Here is a 20,061-nt window from a genome sequence, read left to right as displayed (position 1 = left end):
CTTCCTTACGCACTCGTCCCTCGATCCCGAAGACCCACTCTTCGGAGCCCTTCCGCGCACGGTCCCGACGATGCTTCGCCTCTTCTTCTACGCGTTCGCGCTGTCCTTCGCCGCCGCCTGCCGACCCTCGCCTCTGCCCCCTCCGCCCCTGGCCCGGGCGGAACCTGCAGCCGTGGGCGACCCGCGCCCGTGGCCGGACCCGTACCGCGCGCTGGAAGACATGGCCAGCGCCTCCACGCTGGAGTGGGCCCACGCGCAGGATGCCTTCACCCGTGCGTGGGTGGAGCGCACGGCCGAGCGAACGCAGATCCTCACCAACATCGTCGCGGCCAGCCGCCACACGATTCCGCTCACGCCCGTGGAGCGCGGCGGCAAGCGCTTCTGGCTGAGCAGCGATCCCACCTTCACCGAGCTGGACCTCCGGGTCACGGACGGTGACGGGAGGGAGCGGCTCCTGGTGTCTGGTGCCGCGCTGACGCAGCAAGGTCGTGCCCTGGCCCGCGGGCTGTGGCCGGACCCCTCCGGCGAGCGCCTGGCCGTCAGCGAAGGCAGGTCCGGGGCCCGCTGGGGCAGCCTGGTGATCCGCAGCAGCGCCGATGGAGCGGCGGCGGCGGATACCCTTCCGGGGCTCTACGGTGGACGGTCCAGTGTGATCTGGGCACCGGATGGCCAGTCGCTCCTGTACGTTCGTTTCGACGATCCCGTCGGAGGCGATTCGCTGCGCGCCCCCGTGACCGGCGCCCGGGTAATGTTCCACCAGTTGGGCAGCGACCCGAGCACGGACGTGACCGTCTTCACACCCGCAGACGCGAGCGACGCCTTAGCGCTGCAGGGCAGCGACGTCGGCGACGAGGTGGCCATGACGGTCCGCGACAGCAGCAGTGGCACCCATGCGGTCCTGGTAGCGCAGTGGCGGGGCGAGGCGACCCGCTTCCGGGAGGTCGTCCCCTCAGGGCAGGCGTTCTTCCAGGTCGTCGGGCTCGATGCGCACCGTCTACTGCTCCACACCACGCTGGCCGCACCCAACGGCAGGGTGGTGCTGCTCGATCCGCGCGACGCAGCCCCGGTGCTGGTGGAGGTCATCCCGGAGGGCCCGGACCCGATCGACGTGTGGACGCCGAGCTCGGTGGCGTGGGTGGGTGCGCGTATCCTGGTGCTGTACCGCGTAGGAGGCCTCCCCACCGTGCGCTCCTTCGCCGAAGACGGAGGAGACGTGCGAGACGTCCCGCTCCCGGCGGGAGCGATCTGGTCGGGCCTGGTCGGGCACCGGGGTTCGCCGGAGGCGTTCCTGTCCGTCAGCGACTTCACCGATCCGGGCACCGTGTTCCGGGTGGACACGGAGACGCACGCGGTGGACGCGTATCGGCGACCGGCGCTCCCCTATGATCCCAGCGAGTTCGTCACGGAGCGCTTGTTCTGGTCCGGTCCGGCCGGCGACAGTCTTCCCATGTTCATCGCGCACCATCGCTCGGTGGAACCCGGTCCCGCACACCCGGTCATGCTGTACGGATATGGCTTCGGCGCGTGGGCAGTCGCGCCCTGGTTCCGTCCGCACATGGCCGAGTGGATGCGGCGCGGCGGCGTGTTTGCCCTGCCGGCCTTGCGGGGCGGCGGTGAGTTCGGCGAGGCGTGGCACCGGGCCGGAATCCGCCGGAACCGCCAAGCGGCCATCGACGACTACCGGGCCGCCGCGGCATGGCTCCTGGAGCGCGGCCTGGTGCGCCCGCAGTGGCTCGTCGCCGAGACGAACAGCGCGGGTGCGTCCTTGGTGGCGACGGCGTTGTTGCAGGAGCCTACCCGCTTCGGAGCGGCGATCCTCGGGTTCCCCTTGCTGGACCTGCTCAACTACGAGGGCGTAACGGGCGCCGCCGCCTGGCGCTCCGAGCTCGGCAGCGTCGCCGATCCGGGAGACCTGACCGTGCTGCGACGCCTCTCCCCCGTGCACACCGTGGATCCGTCCAGCTGCCCGCCTCCGCTGTTCGTCGCGCCCGGATCCGAGGACCAAACCACTCCGCCCTTCCATGCCTACAAGTTCGTGGCAGCCGTGCAGGGCGCAGGCTGCAGGGGCCCCGCGCTTCTGCGCGTCGCGTGGGGGGCCGGCCACGCCTACGGAACCGACGGCGAAGACGCCGCCGAGAACTTCGCCGACCAGTTGGCGTTCCTGATTCAGGTGCTCCCCGGCTGGACGGGGAGGCGGGTCGAAGGCGCCGCCAAACCCTGAGGGCCCCCTACCCCATTCCCGCCCGGGATACCGGCCACGATCCTGGACCAGGCCTTTCTGCGCGTGCATGGGCAGGAGGCCCAATCATGCGCAACGCTTCGACAGACGCGAGTCGACCGGGAGACGTGGCGTCCGGCCGCGACGCCATCCCCGCCCTGCTGTGGACGTTCGCCCTGCTGGCCGGCGCGCTGGCGCTCTTCCTTCCCCGCGGGGCAGCGGACGAGGGCATGGCGCGCTCGCTCTCGACGGTATGGGCCACGCTGCTGTTGCTGGCCGCCGCCTTCACCCTGGCTCCGGCGCGCACGCGTTCACCGAAGGACTGGCACCGCTGGCGCGTAGCCTGGACCACGGCCTGGCTGCTGTTCGGCATCCACTGCGTGGTCTCCATCCTGGGTCCACTGGGCGGGAGCTTCGGGGCCATGTTCGAGACCCCGCTGGTCTCCACTCCGGTCTTCAACCTGGTGCTGTCCGCCTGGTGGACCGTGGACGTGGCGCTGGCGTGGCTGAGCGCGGACCCCTCCGAGCGCGACCGGCGCGTCCATCTGCAGCGCACGGGGCTCCTGTTCATTCTGCTCGTCGCGTTCCTGGTCGCCTCCGTGGTCCAGGGCACCACCACCGCGCGCTTCCTGGGCGCCGTGGTGGGCATCGCCACCCTGGCCGCGCTGCTTCTCAGGAATTGGAAGCGGCCGGTGCTGGGCGCGTCCGCGGTCACAGCCACCATCGCCATGGCGGTGCTGGTGATCTCGCCAGCGTCGCGAGGCGAGGTGGTGTCCCTGGCCAGCTGCGCGGCGCTGGCCGCCTCCGGCTTCCGGCCCGTGGCCACGGGCGCCGTGGACCGCTTCACGGGCAAAGTGCACTGGGCCACCGCCCGCTGCCGCGGCGGACAGGCGGCCATGGATTCGCGCTCCACGCCCTGGGTGGACTGGTCCGCCTACTGGGGTGCGGGTGACTCCACGTCCCTGGGTCCCAGCTCCCCACTGCGCTTGCTCTCGCCCGCACGTCGAGGGGTGGACGGCGCGCTGCTGGATCTCGAGTACCAGCGCATCGAGTTGATCGAGAACAACCTCTTCGACAACAGCGGCACGTTCGACGACTACCTGACCGGCAACGAACGGAGCCTGGGACGCGCCCAGCGACGCTGGCCGGAGATGCGCTTGCCGCCCTCCAGCCCCTACTTCGCCGCGGTGGGCGGGAACGGGGAGCAGGTCTGTTCGGGAGCGCTGATCCGGCACCGCACACTCACGGGTATCTGCAACGACGTCTTCAACCCGGCCATGGGCTCGAGCGGGATGCTGTTCGCCCGCAATGTCGCCTTCGAGGAGACGTTTCCCGAGCGGGGTCTGACCGAGCTGACCCGCAATCGTCACCAAGGGCGCATCGGGCGGCTTACACCCAACCCGCAGGTGGTCAGCGAACGCTTGTTCACGCGTGAGCAGTCGGATCCCGCCGCCTGTGGCGGCGGCTTCGGTTCGGATCCGGACGACGAGGTGGACTGCGACTACCAACCGGCCCCGTTCTTCAACGTGCTAGCCGCGTTCTGGATCCAGTTCATGACGCACGACTGGTTCTCGCACCTGGACGAAGGGCGGAACGCCGCGGAGTCCATGGACGTGGGGTGCGGCGCCGCCGGAGCCGGATGCGATCCAGCGGCGCGCATGGAGCGGGCCCGCATCGCGCTGGACGAGCCTCCGCCCACCATCGCAGCCGAGGAGCAGGAACGCTGGCTACGCGCACCCGCCGCCACACGGAACGGGGTGACGGCCTGGTGGGACGCGTCCCAACTGTACGGGTGGGACTCGACGTCCGTGCGCCGCGTGAAGCGTGACCCCGCCGACCGGGCCCGCCTATGGCTACCCGCGGGCACGGACGCGCAGGGGCTCCTCCCCACCCTGTCCGCCAGCGATCCGCAGGTGGCCGAGTGGGCCGGCCAGGAGGCCACCGCCTTCCCGGACAACTGGTCCGTCGGGCTCTCGTTCCTGCACAACGTGTTCGCGCGGGAACACAACCAGTTCGTCGATGCGTTCCGCGCCCGCGTGCGCTCGAACCCCGACGCCGACTCCGGCCTGCGCGATCCGGAGCGCCCCGAAACCGTGATCCGCTACCGGGACGTGAGCGACGAAGAGCTCTACCAGGTGGCGCGCCTGGTAGTCAGCGCCGAGATCGCCAAGATCCACACGATCGAGTGGACCACCCAGTTGCTCTACAACGAGCCGCTCTACCGCGCCATGAACGCCAACTGGAGCGGCTTGTTCGGGGGCGACCTGCTGGCGCGCGCCACCGAGCGCGTGGTGCGGCGCCTGGCCCGCTCCGAGGACGAGACCGACGCCACGCAGTGGTACTCCGTCTTCGCGTCGGGCTCGGGCATCTTCGGCCTGGGAAGCCGCCACTTCGATCTCACCCAGGGACGAGACGTCTGGCGCGTCGACGATCCCGCCGAGGTCAACGGCGGGGTCAACCACTTCGGCTCACCGTTCAACTTCCCCGAGGAGTTCACGACGGTCTACCGGCTCCATCCCCTCGTGCCGGACGCTTTGGAGATGCGCTCCCTGAGCGACCCCGACCGCGTGCGTTCGCGGCTTCCGGTGGTGCGGACGTTCCGCGGCGAGGCTACACGCGTGCGGGATCAGGAAGGCATGGTGAACCTTGGGCTCAGCCTGGGCCGCCAGCGCCTGGGGCTGCTTACGCTCAGGAACCATCCCGCGTTCCTGCAGAACCTGCCCATGCCGGTACAGCGCACCGGGACGGGACGGCTGGACGTGGCCGCTCTGGACCTGATCCGGGACCGGGAGCGCGGCGTGCCCCGCTACAACGAGTTCCGCCGTCAGTATGGGCTCCGTGCGCTGACCAGCTTCGACGAGTTCATCGATCCCCGTCTGACCGCGGACAGTCCAGCCCGCGCGTTCCAGCAGGGGATCGTGGAGGACCTCCGCTCCGTGTACGGCCAGCACACCTGTGACGACAGCCTGGTCATCACCGCCGCCCAGGAGCTGGACGGCGCCCCCATGACCGATTGCCTGGGGCATCCGGACGGGACCGAGGTGGACAACATCGAGGACCTGGACACCGTGGTGGGCTTCCTGGCCGAGTCCGTGCGCCCGCACGGATTCGCCATCTCGGAGACGCAGTTCGTGGTGTTCATCTTGAACGCCTCGCGCCGCTTGTTCTCCGACCGCTTCTTCACCTCCAGCTTCCGCCCCGAGTTCTACTCCCAGCTCGGGGTGGACTGGGTGAACGACAACGGTCCGGAGGGGCCTCAGATGGAGGCCGCGCTCGACAACGGCCACCCCCAGCCCGTCTCCCCCTTCAAACGGGTGTTGCTCCGCACCGTGCCGGAGCTGGCACTCGAGCTGGAGGGCGTCATCAACGCCTTCGATCCCTGGGCCCGCGACCGGGGCAGCTACTACTCGCTGCAGTGGGCGCCGCGAGAGGGCCGGCAGGGGGACGAGGCCTTCCGGCGGGACTAGGCGGTGGGCGGGATTCGGCATTCCTCCGGGCGGCGGGTCCGACTACCTTAGGCCCGCATCGGGGCCATAGCTCAGCTGGGAGAGCGCCGGCTTTGCAAGCCGGAGGTCGTGGGTTCGATCCCCACTGGCTCCACTCTTGGGCCGGGCTCTGCTCTTGTTGAGCCATGGCGGAGCCGAGGCCGGCAAGGCGGAACAGCAGTCCTCGCGGATCCCCTCCAGGGTGGCAGGACTCTCTACCGCTCCCACGACCACGCAAAGCCCCTTGGGGGGTGAACGCCGATCGGGACTGCGCGGGCTGGCTGCGCGCCCGGGTCACCTCGCCCCCTTGATGGACCGGTCGGAAGGGTGCGCGCGGGGTAGCCGCAGGCACACCGCTGCGCCGGCCGCCACTCCTGCGCGATCCTGCTGGGCAAGGGCCGGCGCCCGTTGGTTGGCCAGGGTGCCCCTGAGCTTCCCCCATTTGCATCCAAACCCACGTCCCCCATACTCTGAGCGACCCGATCCGCGGGTTAGCCACCCCTCGCTGGGCTCTGAAGGTGACGGCGGTCTCGCGTCGGTCCCACCTTCGCGGGACTTCGCCTGCGTTCAGGCTCTTGGAGCAGTTCACCGGCGGACGGGGATTCGCGCATCGGTCCCCCGACCCGACGCCTCGACTCATCCGCAGCAGGCAACAAGGGTCTTACATGACTGCAGCGCGGCGCCTCCGAGTCCTGATCGTCGACCTCAACAACTTCGCGCTCTACCCATCCATCGCCATCGGCTATCTGACGGCGGTCTTGCGACAGGGTGGGTTCGAGACCGAGTTGCTGGCCCCGCTCGCCCGCGGGATCACGGGCGTGGCTCGGGAGCCGAGGCCTCCGTGGTGGGGAGTCTGGGACAAGACCTTTCGTTGGCGGACCGGCGTGACGCGAAGCCGGCTCATCCGCGCCGTTCGCGCGCGCTACACGGCCTATAGCGCCTCGAAGTTGGCTCGTGCGCGCCATGAGCTCGTCGCGGAGTTGGAGCGTCGACTCGATGACGGCTTCGACGCCGTACTCGTCTCCACCTACCTCATGTACCGCCCCCATTGCGTCGAGATCGGGAAGGTCTGCGAACGGCGGGGCGTGCCCATGATCCTGGGCGGCCCCTACTTCGCCGCGCGGGACGTGGCCCGTGAGTGGATCGATCTCCCCGGCCTCAGCGCGCTGGTGGGTGGTGAGGTGGAGCCCCACCTGTGCGAGATCGTTCGGGCGGCCGTCGCTCGCGAGCCCATGGCGCACATTCCCGGCGTTTGGCAGACCCAGGCGGGATTCACGCTCGACGCTCCTCCGCTGACGAACCTGGACGCGCTGCCCTTCGCCGACTACTCGCTTGCCCCCTGGGACAAGTACCCGCGCCCCATGGTGCCCATGATCACGGGACGGGGGTGCGGGTGGGGCGTCTGCACGTTCTGCTCGGACGTCGCCAGCACCGTGGGGCGCACATTCCGCTCACGCAGCCCGGACAACGTCCTGGCCGAGCTCGAGCACCAACACGCCCGCCACGACGCCCGTCTCTTCGTCTTCACGGATCTCAAGCTCAACTCGAACGTGGACCTGTGGCGGTCCCTGGGACGGGAGGTTCAGCGGGCGGTGCCCGAAGCCCGTTGGATCGGCGCTGTACACGTGGGCACGCGGGGGGACAATGGCCTGTCTGCCGAAGAGCTCCGCGCGGCGCGGGCCGCGGGCATGGTTCGGATCACCACCGGCGTGGAGTCGGGAAGCCAGAGACTCCTGGACTTGATGGCCAAGGGAACCGACCTCGATCGCACGAGTGCTTTCTTGGCGGATGCCCACGCAGCCGGCATCAGCGTGCGCACGACCATGTTCACCGGTTATCCAGGTGAACAGGCGGAAGACCTTGATCGTACGACCAGATTTCTGGAGCAACACGAGCGGTACCTCGAGAGGGTGCCCATGTACCGCTTCGCGATCATGACCGGAACCGTATTTGAACAGCAGCTGCAGCGCAGGCCGTCCCACTTTCCCTCGTTGGCGGACCTGGAGCCGAACCATCGGCTGGCTCTGGTCGGGTATCGGTACGAGCAGACTGAGCGTCCCGACTACCGCAGAGCCGTCGTGCGACTGTTTCGAGTCGTGCATCGAATCAATCGACGCCCGCTTCGCCCTGCGGCCCGGGATTTCGAGGGCGTGATGTAGCTACGGCACCGCCCCCCCGCCGCTCCAGGCCCGCCCCTCTACCGGAAGATCTCCTTGGGCAGCATGGCATGCACCCCCTTGGTGCCGTCCACGGTCTGGGTGACCCGCAGATCCACTGCCACCGAGCAGAGGATGTACGCATCCTCGGGTGATAGACCGCGTTCGGTCACCAGGTAGCGGACCATCTCCCGTGTGGCCAACCGCGCCGCTTCGTCCAGATCGGGATCGAGGCCCATGGTGATGACGTGGGAGGCGGTCTCCGCGCGCGGCCAGGTGAGGTCAAGGTCCTTGCGCACCGTGACCTTGATGCGGCCGGCCAGCGAGGTCTCGATCGCGGTGCCGGACACCTCGCCGTCTCCCTGCGCCGCATGTCCGTCGCCGATCGACAACAGGCCCCCGGCCACGTGCACCGGCAGGAACACCTTGGCGCCCGCGCCCAGCTCCTTGTTGTCGAGGTTGCCCACGTGGTAGCCGGGCGCCCGACTGGAGACGCGACCGCTCAGCACGGGGGGTGCCACGCCGATCGACCCGAAGAAGGGGGAGAGCGGGATCCGCACTCCGGAAGCGAGCTCGGTGGTCCCGTCCTCCTCGAAGCGGAACAGCTTGAGCGCCGCGTAGGGGAAATCGTCCGGCAAGGTGCCCCCACCGGGGCTGAAAGCACCCACTCCAAAGGGATGCAGGAAGGAAATGGACTCGATCTCCACCTCCAGCACGTCCCCTGGTTCCGCCCCCTCCACGTAGATGGGACCCGTCATGGGATGCGCGCCCGGTCCGCGCTCCACTACCCCTGCCTCCACGGCCTTCAACGCCTGCGGGATCTCCGCGTCCGTGGCACCCGCCAGGCGCATGCGCTCGATGCCACGCGCCACCATGGTCTCCACATCGATGCGGTCTCCGGAGCGGATGCGCAGCACCGGGGAGAGGCTCGCGTCGTAGTAGCCCCAATGCACGTTTTCTGCGCGCAGCGGAAGCGTGTGGGGCCCCGGGGCCTGGGCTTCGCCGGGAACGGCAGCGAAGCCCAGGGCCCCGAAGGACACGAGCGCAGCGCCAGGGAGCTGACGCAGTGACGCCTTCAACGTTTGATGAACCACGGTTGCAGGTCCACTCCTGCTCGCAGGTTGATGCCGAGCGACCCGTAGTGGGACAGCCCGAAGCCGCCATAGATCTGCGGCCCCCAGCGGCCGTCCCCGATCGGCGCTCCGACCAGCACGGTCCCGGACACGCCGCCGTTCGATTCGCTGAAGTCCATGCCATCGAACGAATAGGAGTCGCGCAGCAGCGAGAACGTGGCTTCGCCTCCCAACCAGGGCTGCCGGTCTCCGCGATCCCCGAACAGCGAGGTCGGCTTGCGCACCTGCGCGCCGACCTCCCACAGCGATTCGTGGCCCCCATCATACGACAGGTACGTGTAGCCCAGGACCGGATGGGCCGTGGCGCCCTGGTCACCCACGGCCCAGAGGCCCGGGGCCAGGCGGACGCCTGGACCGAATTCCCAGGGACTGGAGTGGTGCCCGAGCAACGAGCAGGCGCCCATGCCGGCGAAGAGGGGGATGCCCAAGACACCGAGCCAACGATGGAGGTGTTTGAGAGCCCGGGCAGAAGCACGCGTTCCCGTCATGTCACTCTCCGTTCAAGGGGGTGTCGGACATCGCGGGGGGTCGCGAAGTCCGCGTGAACCGAGATCCAGACGATCGGCGCAATCTGCGACGGGAGGGGCTACTAACGCCACTCGCACCCGTTGGACCCGGACCGAGGGTACGCCGGTCTATGGGAGGCTTCGCAGCCGAGGCGAGGCCGCGTGTGACTTCCCCGAGGGCACTGCGGTCCAAGGCGTCGGAAGCCCCCTTCCCTGACCCCCGCCCGCGCGGCCACGTGGCCCCGCACGCCCTGGGAGGGCACCGTCCATGTACTCCACCCATCCGGACGTCGCGTCTCCGTTCGCGGCGGACGACCACGCCCTCCGCGTGGCGGCCCTCACGGAGGAGGTCGCCCGGCGGCTCGGTCTCGACGCGGACACCTGCGCCCTCTTCGGACGCGCGGCCGCGCTCCACGATGTCGGAAAGGCGCACGTGCGCGCGTCCATCCTCGACAAGCCGGGTCCGCTGACTGCGGGGGAGCGTGCGGAAGTGGAGCGCCACACGCTCCTGGGCGCTTCCCTGCTCCGCCGCGGCGCGGACGCCGTCCACCAGACGGCCCGCGTGATCGCCCTCACCCACCACGAGCGCTGGGACGGGAGCGGATATCCGTTCGGATTGCGCGCACAGGAGATCCCCCTGGCCGGGCGCATCGTGGCGGTCGCGGATGTCTACGACTGCCTGCGCGCGGAGCGCGCCTACAAGGCCGCGCTGTCCGAGCGGGACGCCTGCGCGCTCATCCGCGCCGGAAGCGGATCCCAGTTCGACCCGGTGTGCGTGAACGCCTTGCTGGCCGTGGTAGGAGCCTCGCCCTACTCCCCCAGGTGCATCACGTCTTCCACGTCCACCTGGCCGCGGTCGGGGCGCACACCGCCGTCGCGCGCGGCGGGCGCCGGATCCGCAGGCTTGCGCGTGTGCCACTCGGTAGCCTCCTGGTAGGCTGCGACCAATGACAGCAGTCGCTCCTCACCGAACGGCGCCGCACCGAGGATGCCTCCCACCGGAGTGTCGACGCCGTAGGAGTCCTCGAACCCGATGGGGAACGCGATGAGCGGGAGCCCTACCATGTCGAAAGGGAACGGCTCGGTCTGCACCACCACATCGCATTGCGTGAAGAGTTGATCCAGCACACGCCGGAGGAGCAGCATCTTGGCGCGCTGGCCCCGGAGATACTCCACGCCCGGTAGCAGCAACCCGTTGATCCAGGGCGACAGCGATACCCCGAACAACCGCACGTCCTTCTGCAGGTGCTCCAGGAAAGGCTCCGTACGCTCGGGCAGACGGACGTTGTTCAGGTCGGAGCTGGTCAGCTCTTCCCACTGCTCGGGCATCACCACCTCGACCACGCGCGCACCCAGATCGTCCAGCTGCCGCAGCATGTCCGTGCGTAGCCGCGCTTCGGCTTCCGCGCGTCGCTGGCGCTGCTGGGCGCGGGCCTCGCGACGCCGTCGCGCCTCGGGCGTCTCGTCCTGGGGGATGAAGCCCTCGCCCACCTCGGGCGTCGTGTAGCCCGGAATCACACCCACGGTGGTGGGCCAGCGCAGGCGCGTGCGCCCGCGCTCGCGGACCGGCGTGGCCGCGCGCACGTAGTCCGGCACCTCAGGTAGCCCCAGCGTGCGCGGATCGTGTGGGTCGGGACCGGCCATGGCCTGCAGCATCACGGCCGCGTCCATGGCGTCTCGCGCCAGGGGGCCCGGGTGGTCACGGGTGTAGGTGAGCGGAATGATCCCGTGCAGCGAAACGCGGCCCATGGTGGGCTTGAGCCCCGTGAGCCCCTGCGCGGAGGACGGCGTGGTGATGGAGCCGCCGGTCTGCGTGCCCGTCGACGACGACGCCAGACGCGCCGCCACGGCGGTAGCCGAGCCGCTGGACGAGCCTCCAGGACTGACGTCCTCGTTGGTGGGTGCCCAGGCGTTGACGGTGGTGCGCTTTCCGTCGGGCGTGGTGGCGGCCGTGGTGGCCAACGGCCCCATCTGCGTCTTGCCGAGCACGATGCCCCCCGCGTCCTTCAGGCGCGCTACTGCGGTGGCGTCGTACTCGGGTACGAAGTCAGCGAAGATGTGCGAGTTGGCCGTGGTAGGAATGCCAGCGGTGTAGTAATTGTCCTTGATCGCCAGGGGCACGCCGTGCAGGGCACCACGCCAGGGAGCACCGTCCAGGCGGCGAGCTTCCTCACGCGCTCCGTCTTCCCGGACGAGGTTGAAGGCATCGAGCGCCCCTTCGTAGCGGCCGATCCGTTCCAGGCAACTCTCCACCAGTTCGCTGGGGCGGAGCCTTCCCTCCCGGATGAGGGCCGAAGCCTCGGCCAGCGTCAACTCCGCGGTGTCCGCCACCTGTCCCAGGCGATGCAGCGCTCGGGGCAACAGCGGTCGAGGCAGCTCGATGCGGGCCCTGCGCCCACCCCGCTCCCGTAGCGGCACGGACGGCAACACGCTCGCGCCCAGCGGCAGAGCGGTCCCCGCTCCGGCCAGCGTCGCCACGGAGGTGAGCGCGGTCATCCGCTCCAAGAACGCCCGGCGATCGAGTCGTGCATCCTGAGGAGCCCGCTCGCTCAACGGCCCCTCCCTTCGGTCTGACCGAAGTCGGTGGAGGGATACAGGATCGGCGGAACGGCTTGCGTGTCCATCTGCAGCGCCCGAATGGCCGCAGGGGTGCTCTTCAGGAACCGACGCGCCGAGGACAGGATGCGGCGTCGATCCGCGGGAGCATCACGGTCGTTCTCTGGGAGCACGCTCAGATCCACTCCGACGTCCTTGAGGCGCGCCAGAATCATCGCGTCCAGCTCTTTGTCGGTCAGCTCGGCCATGGCTTCCTCCGATGGGAGGGCCAAGGCTAGCCACGGGGCCGCTCGTCCGCCACTCGTTTGCCCGCGGCCTCCGCCTTGCGCCGACACCGACGGACCCCTACCCGTTGGGTCGAGTCGAGCGGTGCTTTCCCTTCCAGCAGGAGTCTCCCGTGGCCCTGGACCCCGAGGTCGGCCGCGAGGCCGAGTCGTCCGAGCAGGGTGGCCTCAGTCGGCGCACGTTCGTGGGCCTGGGTGCCCTCGCCGCCTTGGGGTCCGCTTGCGCTCCGCGCCAGGAGGCCACGCCTGCCGAGGCGCCCCCGCAGGATGCGCCCACTCCCTCCTCCGTCCGCCCCTTCGAGCTCGAAGAGCTGACGGTCGACGCGCTGCAGGAAGGCATGGCCTCCGGCCGCTGGTCCGCGCGGGACCTGACACGCATGTATCTGGAGCGCATCGAAGCCGTGGACCGGCAAGGCCCGGCGCTCCGCTCCGTGATCGAGACCAACCCCGACGCCTTGGTGATCGCGGAGCGTCTCGACGAGGAGCGTCGCCAGGGTCAGGTACGGGGGCCGCTGCACGGCATTCCCGTCCTCATCAAGGACAACATCGCGACCGCGGACCGCATGAACACCACCGCGGGCTCGCACGCGTTGATCGGTGCGGTGCCTGCAGAGGACTCCTTCGTCGCGGCCCGACTGCGCGCCGCCGGCGCCGTGCTGCTGGGAAAAGCCAACCTCTCGGAATGGGCCAACTTCCGGTCCACGAACTCGTCCAGCGGGTGGAGCGGGCGCGGCGGTCAGTGCAGGAACCCGTACGTGCTCGACCGGAATCCCTGTGGGTCGAGCTCGGGATCGGGCGCTGCGGTGTCCGCGAACCTGTGCGCCCTGGCGGTGGGGACGGAGACGAACGGGTCGATCGTGTGCCCCTCGAACGCCAACGGAGTGGTCGGCATCAAACCCACGCTCGGCCTGGTGAGCCGCACGCGCATCATCCCCATCGCACACTCACAGGACACAGCCGGGCCGATGTGTCGCACCGTGCGGGACGCCGCGATCCTGCTCGGCGCACTGACCGGCGTCGATCCCGAAGACGCGGCCACGGCCGCGTCCGAGGACCAGGCGCAGACAGACTACACGCAGTTCTTGAGCGAGGATGGCCTGCGAGGGGCCCGCATCGGCGTCGCGCGCGCCTACTTCGGATTCCACCCCGAAGTGGACGCACGCATGGAGGAGGCCCTCGAGGCGCTGCGCACCGGGGGGGCCACGCTCATCGAGCCGGCCGATATCCCCACGCGCAGCGAGATGGGCGGGCCGTCCTACCAGGTGCTGCTCTACGAGTTCAAGGCTGACCTCAACGCCTACCTGGAGGCACTGGGGCCGTCTGCGCCCGTGCGTTCCCTGGAGGGCCTGATCGAATTCAACCGCGCCAACCGCGAGTTGGAGATGCCTTGGTTCCAGCAGGAGATCTTCGAGGAAGCGCAGGCCAAAGGCTCCCTCGAGTCCCCCGAGTATCAGGAGGCGCTCGCCACCATGCAGCGCCTCGCCCGGAGCGAAGGGATCGACCGCGTCATGGATGAGCATCGTCTCGATGCCATCGTCGCGCCCACAGGCGGCCCGGCCTGGGTCACGGACCTGGTCAACGGCGACCATTTCGGTGGAGGCAGCTCCAGTCCGGCCGCGATCGCCGGGTATCCCAACATCACGGTTCCCGCCGGCCTGGTGCACGGCCTCCCGGTCGGGCTGTCGTTCTTCGGGCGGGCCTGGAGCGAGCCCGTGCTTCTGCGACTCGCGCACGCATTCGAGCAGGCCACCGGCCACCGGGCGGCGCCCACCTTCCGGCCGACCCTGGGCCTCTAGAGCGCGCGACCCGCGGCGTGGTTGCCGCTCTCCGCCCTGTCCGGGTAGGTTCCGGAAGCCGTCCCCACACGGAAGGAGAGGTGACCATGCCCTCCGATCCCGCCGAGCGCATGCAGCGGCAGGTCCTCCTGCTGGTGCTGATCGCGTTCCTCCCCTCCGTCGCGCTGTACGCCTACGCCAATCGGTCGCTGCGCGGCGCCGAGATCCGTCGTCACGAGCAGTCCCTGCTCCATGCGGCTCGCGGCATCGCCGCCCAACACGAGCAGAAGCTCGCCGAAGCGCGTTCCCTGTTGGGCTCGCTCTCCGAGGTCGACGCGATCCGCGGCGCCGAGCGGGGCACCTGCAACGCGCTGCTGGAGCGCGTCATGCTCCACACGCCCCAGTACACGACCCTCTCCGTGATCGGAGGCGACGGGTTCCTCGCCTGCGGGTCGATCGCCACCACGGGCGATCTCTACCTGGGGGATCGGGCCTACTTCACACGGGCCACCACCGGCAACCGCCCCGCCGTCGGGGAGTTCGCCTACGGGCGCATCACCGGGAAGCCGGGCCTGGGCGTGGCGGTGCCGCTCCTCGCTACCCACGGACTCCCTGGTGTGCTGGCGGCGTCGCTGGACCTGACGCGGATCGGCACCTGGGCCGAGGCAGTGGAGTTGCCCGAGGACGCCTCCCTGACGCTGCTCGACCGCCAGCGTCGTGTGCTGGTGCGCCGGTCGTCGGGCCCCGCGCCGGTTCAGGCCGATTCGGTCGGGGCTGCGGCACCGGAGGAGTTTCCGGCGGCGCCCGAGAACTTCACCGCAGTCCTGACGGACGGAACCGACCTCGACGGAACCAGCCGCCGCTTCGCCGTGGTGGCCTTGCGCGGGGACGGTGTGCAGCCAGTCGGGTTCCTCGCCGTTGGGCGCCGGACCGACGCGCTGGACGCGGACGCTTCCGGGGTCTTCCGGACCGAGCTGGCGCTGCTCGGGTTCGCCGCCCTCGCCATGCTGGCCTTCGCGTCGGTGATCGCGCACGTGGCCTTCACGGCGCGCGAGAAGGACTCAGCGAATGATGCTGTTTCCTGATCCGGCGGTCGGGGGCACGCCGAAGCGCTGAGTGCCCTTCGCACATTCGATGACGCCTGAGCGCTGTGCGGGCCAGATGTTCTGCGGGGCAGACATCGAGTGGAAGACCGCGCAGCGCACGTCCGGGTCGTTCTTGTGTGTGGCCGTGGCGGCCCAGCCCTCGGGCGACGCCTCCAGGATCGTCAGGTCCACGCCTTCACTGGGGACGAACCCCAACTCCGCGAAGTCGGAGGTATAGCTGGGGCGGCCCGTGGCGCGATACTGCTCCTCCAGGAAGCGCAGACGGTGGAGGTCCGCGGCGAGGGCAGCGCCCATGGCGCGAGTCCGCACCCGGTCGAGGCGCGGGATGGCGGCCGCGGCCAGGATGCCGAGCACAGCGAGCACGATCAACAGCTCGATGAGCGTGATTCCCCTGTGCCCGAAGGATCGAGCGGCCATGTACGTCCTCCCGGACCGGGGATGACGCCTCCGGTCCGTGCGGGGCCCCCCGACGTCTCTCACCCTAGGTGCCTCGACTGCGGCACGCCAGTGCCGCGTGAGCGTCACTGGCCGCGGGAAAGCCGCCGGTATTCGACCAGGTGTCGCAGCGCGTCAGCTTCCTGGCCCCCGGCCTCGTAGAGACGGGCGAGGTTGAAGTGCGGCTCGGGCCGGCCGGGGTCGGCCACCAGGGCCTGCCGATACGCGGCCGCTGCGTCGTCCGGTCGCTCCAGGTCTTCCAGCGCCACGCCCAGATTGAAAGCGGCGGTGGCGCTCCCGGGATCGGCCTGCGCCGCTGCGCGGTAGTGTCGCACGGCCAGGTCGATGCGGCCCTCCTGATGGAGGAGTCGTCCGAGATTGGCGTGAGCATCCGCGAAGCTGGGGTCGAGCTCCAACACACGCCGATACGCCGCCTTCGCGTCGGCCAGCGAGGTGTCTTCGAGGTCGACGGCTCGGTCGAACCACTGGGTCGCGGTCTCACCGCCGAAGCGGGGCTCGACCCAGGGCTCCTCGGTTTCCTCGGTGGGTTCCAGCACGGCCGTGGCGGCTGCGGACGCCTCCGCGGCGGGCAGGGTGAAGGGGAAGTAGCGCTGTCCGGTCTCCGGAGCCCACACCCCCTCGCGGTCGCGGGCGATCACCGTCTCGCCGAGCGCGTCGACCCGCACCGCACTGAGCGGAAGGTCGTCGTCCGCCAGTTGGACCCGCAGCTCTTGCAGCGCCTTCTTGACGGCCCGCAGCGGCACGCGCGCCCTCTGCAGCTGAGCGCCCATCCGCAGCAGCACGAGATCCTGGAACGAGAAGCGGTAGTCACCGCGGGGGCCCCGAACGGGCTCGAGCAGGCCAGCGTAGACGAAGGCACGCACCTGACGGGGAGACAACCCCATCACCTCGGCCACCTCGGTGGTGCCGTAGCCTCCTGCTTCGCTGTAGACGACGACTGCCATCGGGCGGCGCCTCCCCTGATCCTACCCTGCCGCGCGCTTCTTCGGCTTGGCGGCTTCGCCCTTCTTGCCGGCCCGCGCAGGGGGCTTGCGCTCGGCCGCGCCTTCGGCGGCCAGGCTGGCCTTCAGGGCCTCCATGAGATCGATGATCTTGGTCTCCGGCTCCACTTCCGCGGAGACGGTGATCTGTTCTCCGTCGATCTTCTTCTGGATCAACTCCTGGACGCGCGCCTGGACCTCGTCGTGGTACTTGGAGGCGTCGAACTCGTCGTGCGCGGCCTGGTTGATGAGCTGCACGGCGAGCTTGAGTTGCGCGTCGTCCACCTGACCCGGTTCCAGGTCCACCTCCGAGAACGCGCGAAGCTCCTCCGGGAAGTAGAGCTGCTCCAGCATCAGACCGTCGTCCACCGGGCGGATCATGACCAGGTTGGTGCGCCCCCGAGCGGCGTACTTGCCGATGGCCACACGATTGGTCTCGCGCAGGGCGGCCGAGAGCAGGCGATAGGCCTGGGCGCCTCCCTTGTCCGGACCGAGGTAGTAGCCCCGATCGTAGAACAGCCGGTCCACCTGGTCGGCCGGTACGAACTCGGTGATCTCGATCAGGTTCGTGGATTGGGCCTCGATGGCCTTGAGCTCCTCGGGCTCGAACGTAACGTACTGATCCTTGGCGAACTCGTAGCCTTTGATCATCTCGTCACGCGGCACGACCTTGTCGCTGGACGGATCGATGTACTGCTGCTTGACCCGCTTGCCGGTGGCCTTGTTGAGCCAGTTGAACGAGACCCGGGCCGAGGACTCGGCCGTGGAGTAGAGCTTGGTGGGAATCGACACGAGCCCGAACGAGATGGTGGCCGCGGCGATCGGACGTGCGCTCATGGTCGGAAGAATATAGTCTCACGTCCATGCCGGCAAGAAACCCCGACCGCCTAAAGCCATACCGCGCAAAGCGATCGCCCGCGGCCACCCCGGAGCCCTTCGGCGGCCGCGCGCTTCCGGGCGCCAACCGCTTCGTGGTCCAGATGCATGCGGCCTCCCGGCTGCACTACGACCTGCGCCTGGAGTTGAACGGCGTGCTGCTCTCCTGGGCCGTTCCCCGGGGGCCCTCCCCCAACCCTGCGGACAAGCGCCTGGCCGTGCACACCGAGGACCATCCGCTCGAGTACGTGGACTTCGAGGGGGTCATCCCGGAGGGGAACTACGGGGCCGGCGGGGTGATCGTCTGGGACACCGGCACCTGGATCCCCCTGGAGGACCCGGACGTCGGCCTGGAAAGCGGCAAGCTCCTCTTCAACCTGCGAGGCTACAAGCTCCAGGGCCGCTGGACCCTCGTGCGCACCAAGACCGACTGGCTCCTGATCAAGGAGCGGGACGGCTGGGTGCGCGAAGAAGGAACCGAGCTCTATTCGCCCCAGTCCATCTTCTCCGGACTGACCGCCGAACAGGTGGCCAGCGGTTTCAGTCCTCGGCCAGCCCTGCGCGCCGAGGCGGAGCGCCTGGGCGCTCCCGCAGCGGATCTGGATCCGCGCAGCGTCTCGATGATGTTCGCCGAGGCACGCCCGCAGGCATTCACGCGCGAGGGCTGGATCTTCGAGATCAAGTACGACGGGTACCGACTGCTCGGGCACCAGGCCGAGGGACGCGCGCGTTTGATCTCCCGCAACGGGAACGACCTCACCGCCACGTTCCCCGAGTTGGAGCGCGCGCTCCGTGGCCTTCCCTACGAGGGTGTGCTGCTCGATGGCGAGGCGGTCGTCCACGACGAGCAGGGGCTGCCCAGCTTCCAGCGCTTACAGAAGCGGGGGCGGCTCCAGCGCAAGACCGACATCCTGCGCGCCTCCGTGGAGCTGCCAGCGCAACTCTACGCCTTCGATCTGCTGGCTCTGGAAGGGTTCGATCTGCGCTCGCTGCCGTTGATCGAGCGGAAGGCGCTCCTGCAGCGGATCCTGCCCCCCGTCGGACCGATCCGGTATTCGGACCACGTCGAGACACACGGTGAAGCGATGTTCGCACACGCGTCCCGCATGCACCTCGAGGGCATCGTGGGCAAGGATGCCGGGTCCCCCTACGTGCGGGGCCGCTCGGCCAAGTGGATCAAGGTGCGCGTCGAGCAGACCGACGACTTCGTGGTGGTGGGCTTCACCGACGGAAAAGGCTCCCGCGATGGATTCGGAGCGCTGCACCTGGGGCAGTACGACGAGGATGGATCGCTCGTGTACGCGGGGCGCGTGGGGACCGGGTTCGATCAGAAGACGACGCGTTCCCTTCGCGACGCCCTGGACGAGCTCGGGACGGCGGAGCCCCCGGAACACGGGCCCGTGCCGCGGGGCGCTTCGCACCACTGGGTCGCCCCGGAGATGGTGGTCGAGGTCCGCTACAAGGAGGTCACCGACGACGGCATGCTCCGCCACCCGGCCTTCCTGCGACTTCGGGAGGACAAGCCCCCCGGAGACTGCATCCGGCGCGAGCACGTGGGCGCGCTGGAGGAGCCCGTCGAGGTCAAGGACGACGCGGTGGTGCGCGTGGTGCACTACAGCAACCTCGACAAGGTGTTCTGGCCCGACGAGGGCTACACGAAGGGAGACCTCATCGAGTATTACCGGACCATCGCTCCCTGGTTGCTCCCCTATCTCGCAGACCGTCCGCTCGTGCTCACTCGCTATCCGGACGGAATCGAAGGCAAGTCGTTCTACCAGAAGAACGCTCCGGACTTCGCTCCGGACTGGTTGCGCATCGAGTCCATCTGGAGCGAGGGCTCCGAGAAGGAACTGCGCTACTTCGTGTGCGACGATCTGGAGTCGCTGCTCTACGTAGCCAACTCCGCCGCCATTCCCCTGCACGTCTGGTCCAGCCGGGTGGCCACGCTGCAAGCCCCAGACTGGTGCATCCTGGATCTCGATCCCAAGGAGGCGCCCTTCAGCGATGTCGTCCGCTGTGCCAAGCTGATCCGCTCGGTCACCGAGGAGATCGATCTGCCGGCCTTCGTGAAGACGTCGGGATCGACCGGACTGCACGTGTTGCTTCCGCTGGGTGGACGCTGCACCTACGAGCAATCCCGGACCATGGGCGAGCTGCTGGCCCGCGTTGTGGTGCAGGAGCTCCCCGAACAGGCGACGATCACCCGCAACCCCAAGAAGCGAGAGGGAAAGGTCTACATCGACTACCTGCAGAACCGCCCCGGTCAGCTTCTGGTGGCGCCGTTCTCCGTGCGGCCACTCCCGGGAGCTCCCGTGTCGACGCCCCTGCACTGGCGAGAGGTGGGCTCCAAGCTCGACCTCAAGGACCACACCATTCGCACTGTTCCGGCACGCCTGCGCCGGCAGCGCAGTGACCCCTTCGAGGGTCTGCTCGATCTCAAGCCGGACCTGGTGGGCGCGCTGTCGCGGCTGGCCGCGCGCTTCCGGGGTTAGCCGCTCGCGGTGGCCGGGGGCACCCCGCCTGGGGAGCG

Annotated in this window: 13 protein-coding genes, 1 tRNA gene and 1 pseudogene; 8 read left to right on the top strand and 7 right to left on the bottom strand. The window is 69.3% G+C overall.

Features of this window, described 5'->3' with window-relative positions:
* Positions 1-70 precede the first annotated feature (70 nt).
* From R3E10_01235 to R3E10_01220, 4 genes are all read left to right on the top strand, one after another.
* Positions 71-2,221 (top strand): prolyl oligopeptidase family serine peptidase, encoded by a 2,151-nt coding sequence (locus R3E10_01235; GenBank protein ID MEZ4414354.1) that lies wholly within the window; start codon positions 71-73, stop codon positions 2,219-2,221.
* Positions 2,222-2,307: 86 nt separating this feature from the next.
* On the top strand, positions 2,308-5,685 hold the full coding sequence (locus tag R3E10_01230) for a peroxidase family protein (protein MEZ4414353.1): 3,378 nt from the start codon (positions 2,308-2,310) through the stop codon (positions 5,683-5,685).
* Between the two features lie 60 nt (positions 5,686-5,745).
* A tRNA-Ala gene (locus R3E10_01225) sits at positions 5,746-5,818 on the top strand.
* Positions 5,819-6,368: 550 nt separating this feature from the next.
* The gene (locus R3E10_01220) at positions 6,369-7,862 is read left to right on the top strand and encodes a radical SAM protein (GenBank protein ID MEZ4414352.1); all 1,494 of its coding nucleotides are present in this window, start codon (positions 6,369-6,371) and stop codon (positions 7,860-7,862) included.
* A 38-nt stretch (positions 7,863-7,900) separates the two neighbouring features.
* Here R3E10_01220 and R3E10_01215 read toward each other — a convergent pair whose 3' ends face one another.
* Together R3E10_01215 and R3E10_01210 are read right to left on the bottom strand one after the other, a co-directional pair.
* A complete protein-coding gene (locus R3E10_01215) occupies positions 7,901-8,953 on the bottom strand; it encodes an acetamidase/formamidase family protein (protein MEZ4414351.1) in 1,053 nt (350 codons plus the stop codon).
* Entirely contained in the window at positions 8,935-9,480 is a 546-nt protein-coding gene (locus R3E10_01210) for a hypothetical protein (GenBank protein MEZ4414350.1), read from the bottom strand. Before R3E10_01210 ends, R3E10_01215 begins: the two co-directional genes overlap by 19 nt.
* Before the next feature lie 286 nt (positions 9,481-9,766).
* On the opposite strand from R3E10_01210, the pseudogene R3E10_01205 reads away from it, so the two are divergent.
* Positions 9,767-10,162: pseudogene (locus R3E10_01205) on the top strand (HD domain-containing phosphohydrolase).
* A 146-nt stretch (positions 10,163-10,308) separates the two neighbouring features.
* On the opposite strand, the gene R3E10_01200 reads toward R3E10_01205, so the two are convergent.
* Both R3E10_01200 and R3E10_01195 read right to left on the bottom strand, forming a co-directional pair.
* Positions 10,309-12,051, bottom strand: a complete 1,743-nt coding sequence (locus R3E10_01200; GenBank protein MEZ4414349.1) for an amidase — start codon at positions 12,049-12,051, stop codon at positions 10,309-10,311.
* On the bottom strand, positions 12,048-12,302 hold the full coding sequence (locus R3E10_01195; protein MEZ4414348.1) for a hypothetical protein: 255 nt from the start codon (positions 12,300-12,302) through the stop codon (positions 12,048-12,050). The genes R3E10_01200 and R3E10_01195 overlap by 4 nt, the downstream gene beginning before the upstream one ends.
* Before the next feature lie 149 nt (positions 12,303-12,451).
* Here R3E10_01195 and R3E10_01190 point away from each other — a divergent pair, with 149 nt between their 5' ends.
* Both R3E10_01190 and R3E10_01185 read left to right on the top strand, forming a co-directional pair.
* Positions 12,452-14,134: an amidase gene (locus tag R3E10_01190; protein MEZ4414347.1), complete on the top strand. Its 1,683-nt coding sequence runs from the start codon at positions 12,452-12,454 to the stop codon at positions 14,132-14,134.
* A gap of 86 nt (positions 14,135-14,220) precedes the next feature.
* Positions 14,221-15,198, top strand: a complete 978-nt coding sequence (locus R3E10_01185) for a hypothetical protein (protein MEZ4414346.1) — start codon at positions 14,221-14,223, stop codon at positions 15,196-15,198.
* On the opposite strand, the gene R3E10_01180 is transcribed toward R3E10_01185, so the two are convergent.
* The 3 genes from R3E10_01180 to R3E10_01170 all read right to left on the bottom strand — a co-directional run bounded on the left by R3E10_01180 (position 15,175) and on the right by R3E10_01170 (position 17,492).
* Positions 15,175-15,636 carry a type II secretion system protein gene (locus R3E10_01180; protein ID MEZ4414345.1) on the bottom strand — a complete coding sequence of 154 codons (462 nt, stop codon included), beginning with the start codon at positions 15,634-15,636 and terminating at the stop codon, positions 15,175-15,177. The genes R3E10_01185 and R3E10_01180 overlap by 24 nt on opposite strands.
* Positions 15,637-15,740: 104 nt before the next feature.
* Positions 15,741-16,619 (bottom strand): tetratricopeptide repeat protein, encoded by an 879-nt coding sequence (locus tag R3E10_01175; GenBank protein MEZ4414344.1) that lies wholly within the window; start codon positions 16,617-16,619, stop codon positions 15,741-15,743.
* 21 nt (positions 16,620-16,640) lie between these two features.
* Entirely contained in the window at positions 16,641-17,492 is an 852-nt protein-coding gene (locus R3E10_01170; GenBank protein ID MEZ4414343.1) for a Ku protein, read from the bottom strand.
* 26 nt (positions 17,493-17,518) lie between these two features.
* On the opposite strand from R3E10_01170, the gene ligD reads away from it, so the two are divergent.
* A complete protein-coding gene (gene ligD / locus R3E10_01165) occupies positions 17,519-20,023 on the top strand; it encodes a DNA ligase D (GenBank protein MEZ4414342.1) in 2,505 nt (834 codons plus the stop codon).
* Positions 20,024-20,061: the final 38 nt, after the last annotated feature.

This window comes from Gemmatimonadota bacterium, from assembly GCA_041390105.1.
GTDB lineage: Bacteria > Gemmatimonadota > Gemmatimonadetes > Longimicrobiales > Gaopeijiaceae > JAGQIF01.
Note: the sequence above shows the minus strand (reverse complement) of the source record. Positions and strands in the feature narration are given on the sequence as shown.

Excerpts from the sequence above, each read along its gene's own strand:
- R3E10_01210 (MEZ4414350.1), bottom strand. The coding sequence starts at position 9,480 with ATGACGGGAACGCGTGCTTCTGCCCGGGCTCTCAAACACCTCCATCGT.
- R3E10_01185 (MEZ4414346.1), top strand. The coding sequence starts at position 14,221 with ATGCCCTCCGATCCCGCCGAGCGCATGCAGCGGCAGGTCCTCCTGCTG.
- R3E10_01175 (MEZ4414344.1), bottom strand. The coding sequence starts at position 16,619 with ATGGCAGTCGTCGTCTACAGCGAAGCAGGAGGCTACGGCACCACCGAG.
- ligD (MEZ4414342.1), top strand. The coding sequence starts at position 17,519 with ATGCCGGCAAGAAACCCCGACCGCCTAAAGCCATACCGCGCAAAGCGA.
- R3E10_01235 (MEZ4414354.1), top strand. The coding sequence starts at position 71 with ATGCTTCGCCTCTTCTTCTACGCGTTCGCGCTGTCCTTCGCCGCCGCC.
- R3E10_01170 (MEZ4414343.1), bottom strand. The coding sequence starts at position 17,492 with ATGAGCGCACGTCCGATCGCCGCGGCCACCATCTCGTTCGGGCTCGTG.
- R3E10_01230 (MEZ4414353.1), top strand. The coding sequence starts at position 2,308 with ATGCGCAACGCTTCGACAGACGCGAGTCGACCGGGAGACGTGGCGTCC.
- R3E10_01195 (MEZ4414348.1), bottom strand. The coding sequence starts at position 12,302 with ATGGCCGAGCTGACCGACAAAGAGCTGGACGCGATGATTCTGGCGCGC.
- R3E10_01180 (MEZ4414345.1), bottom strand. The coding sequence starts at position 15,636 with ATGGCCGCTCGATCCTTCGGGCACAGGGGAATCACGCTCATCGAGCTG.
- R3E10_01220 (MEZ4414352.1), top strand. The coding sequence starts at position 6,369 with ATGACTGCAGCGCGGCGCCTCCGAGTCCTGATCGTCGACCTCAACAAC.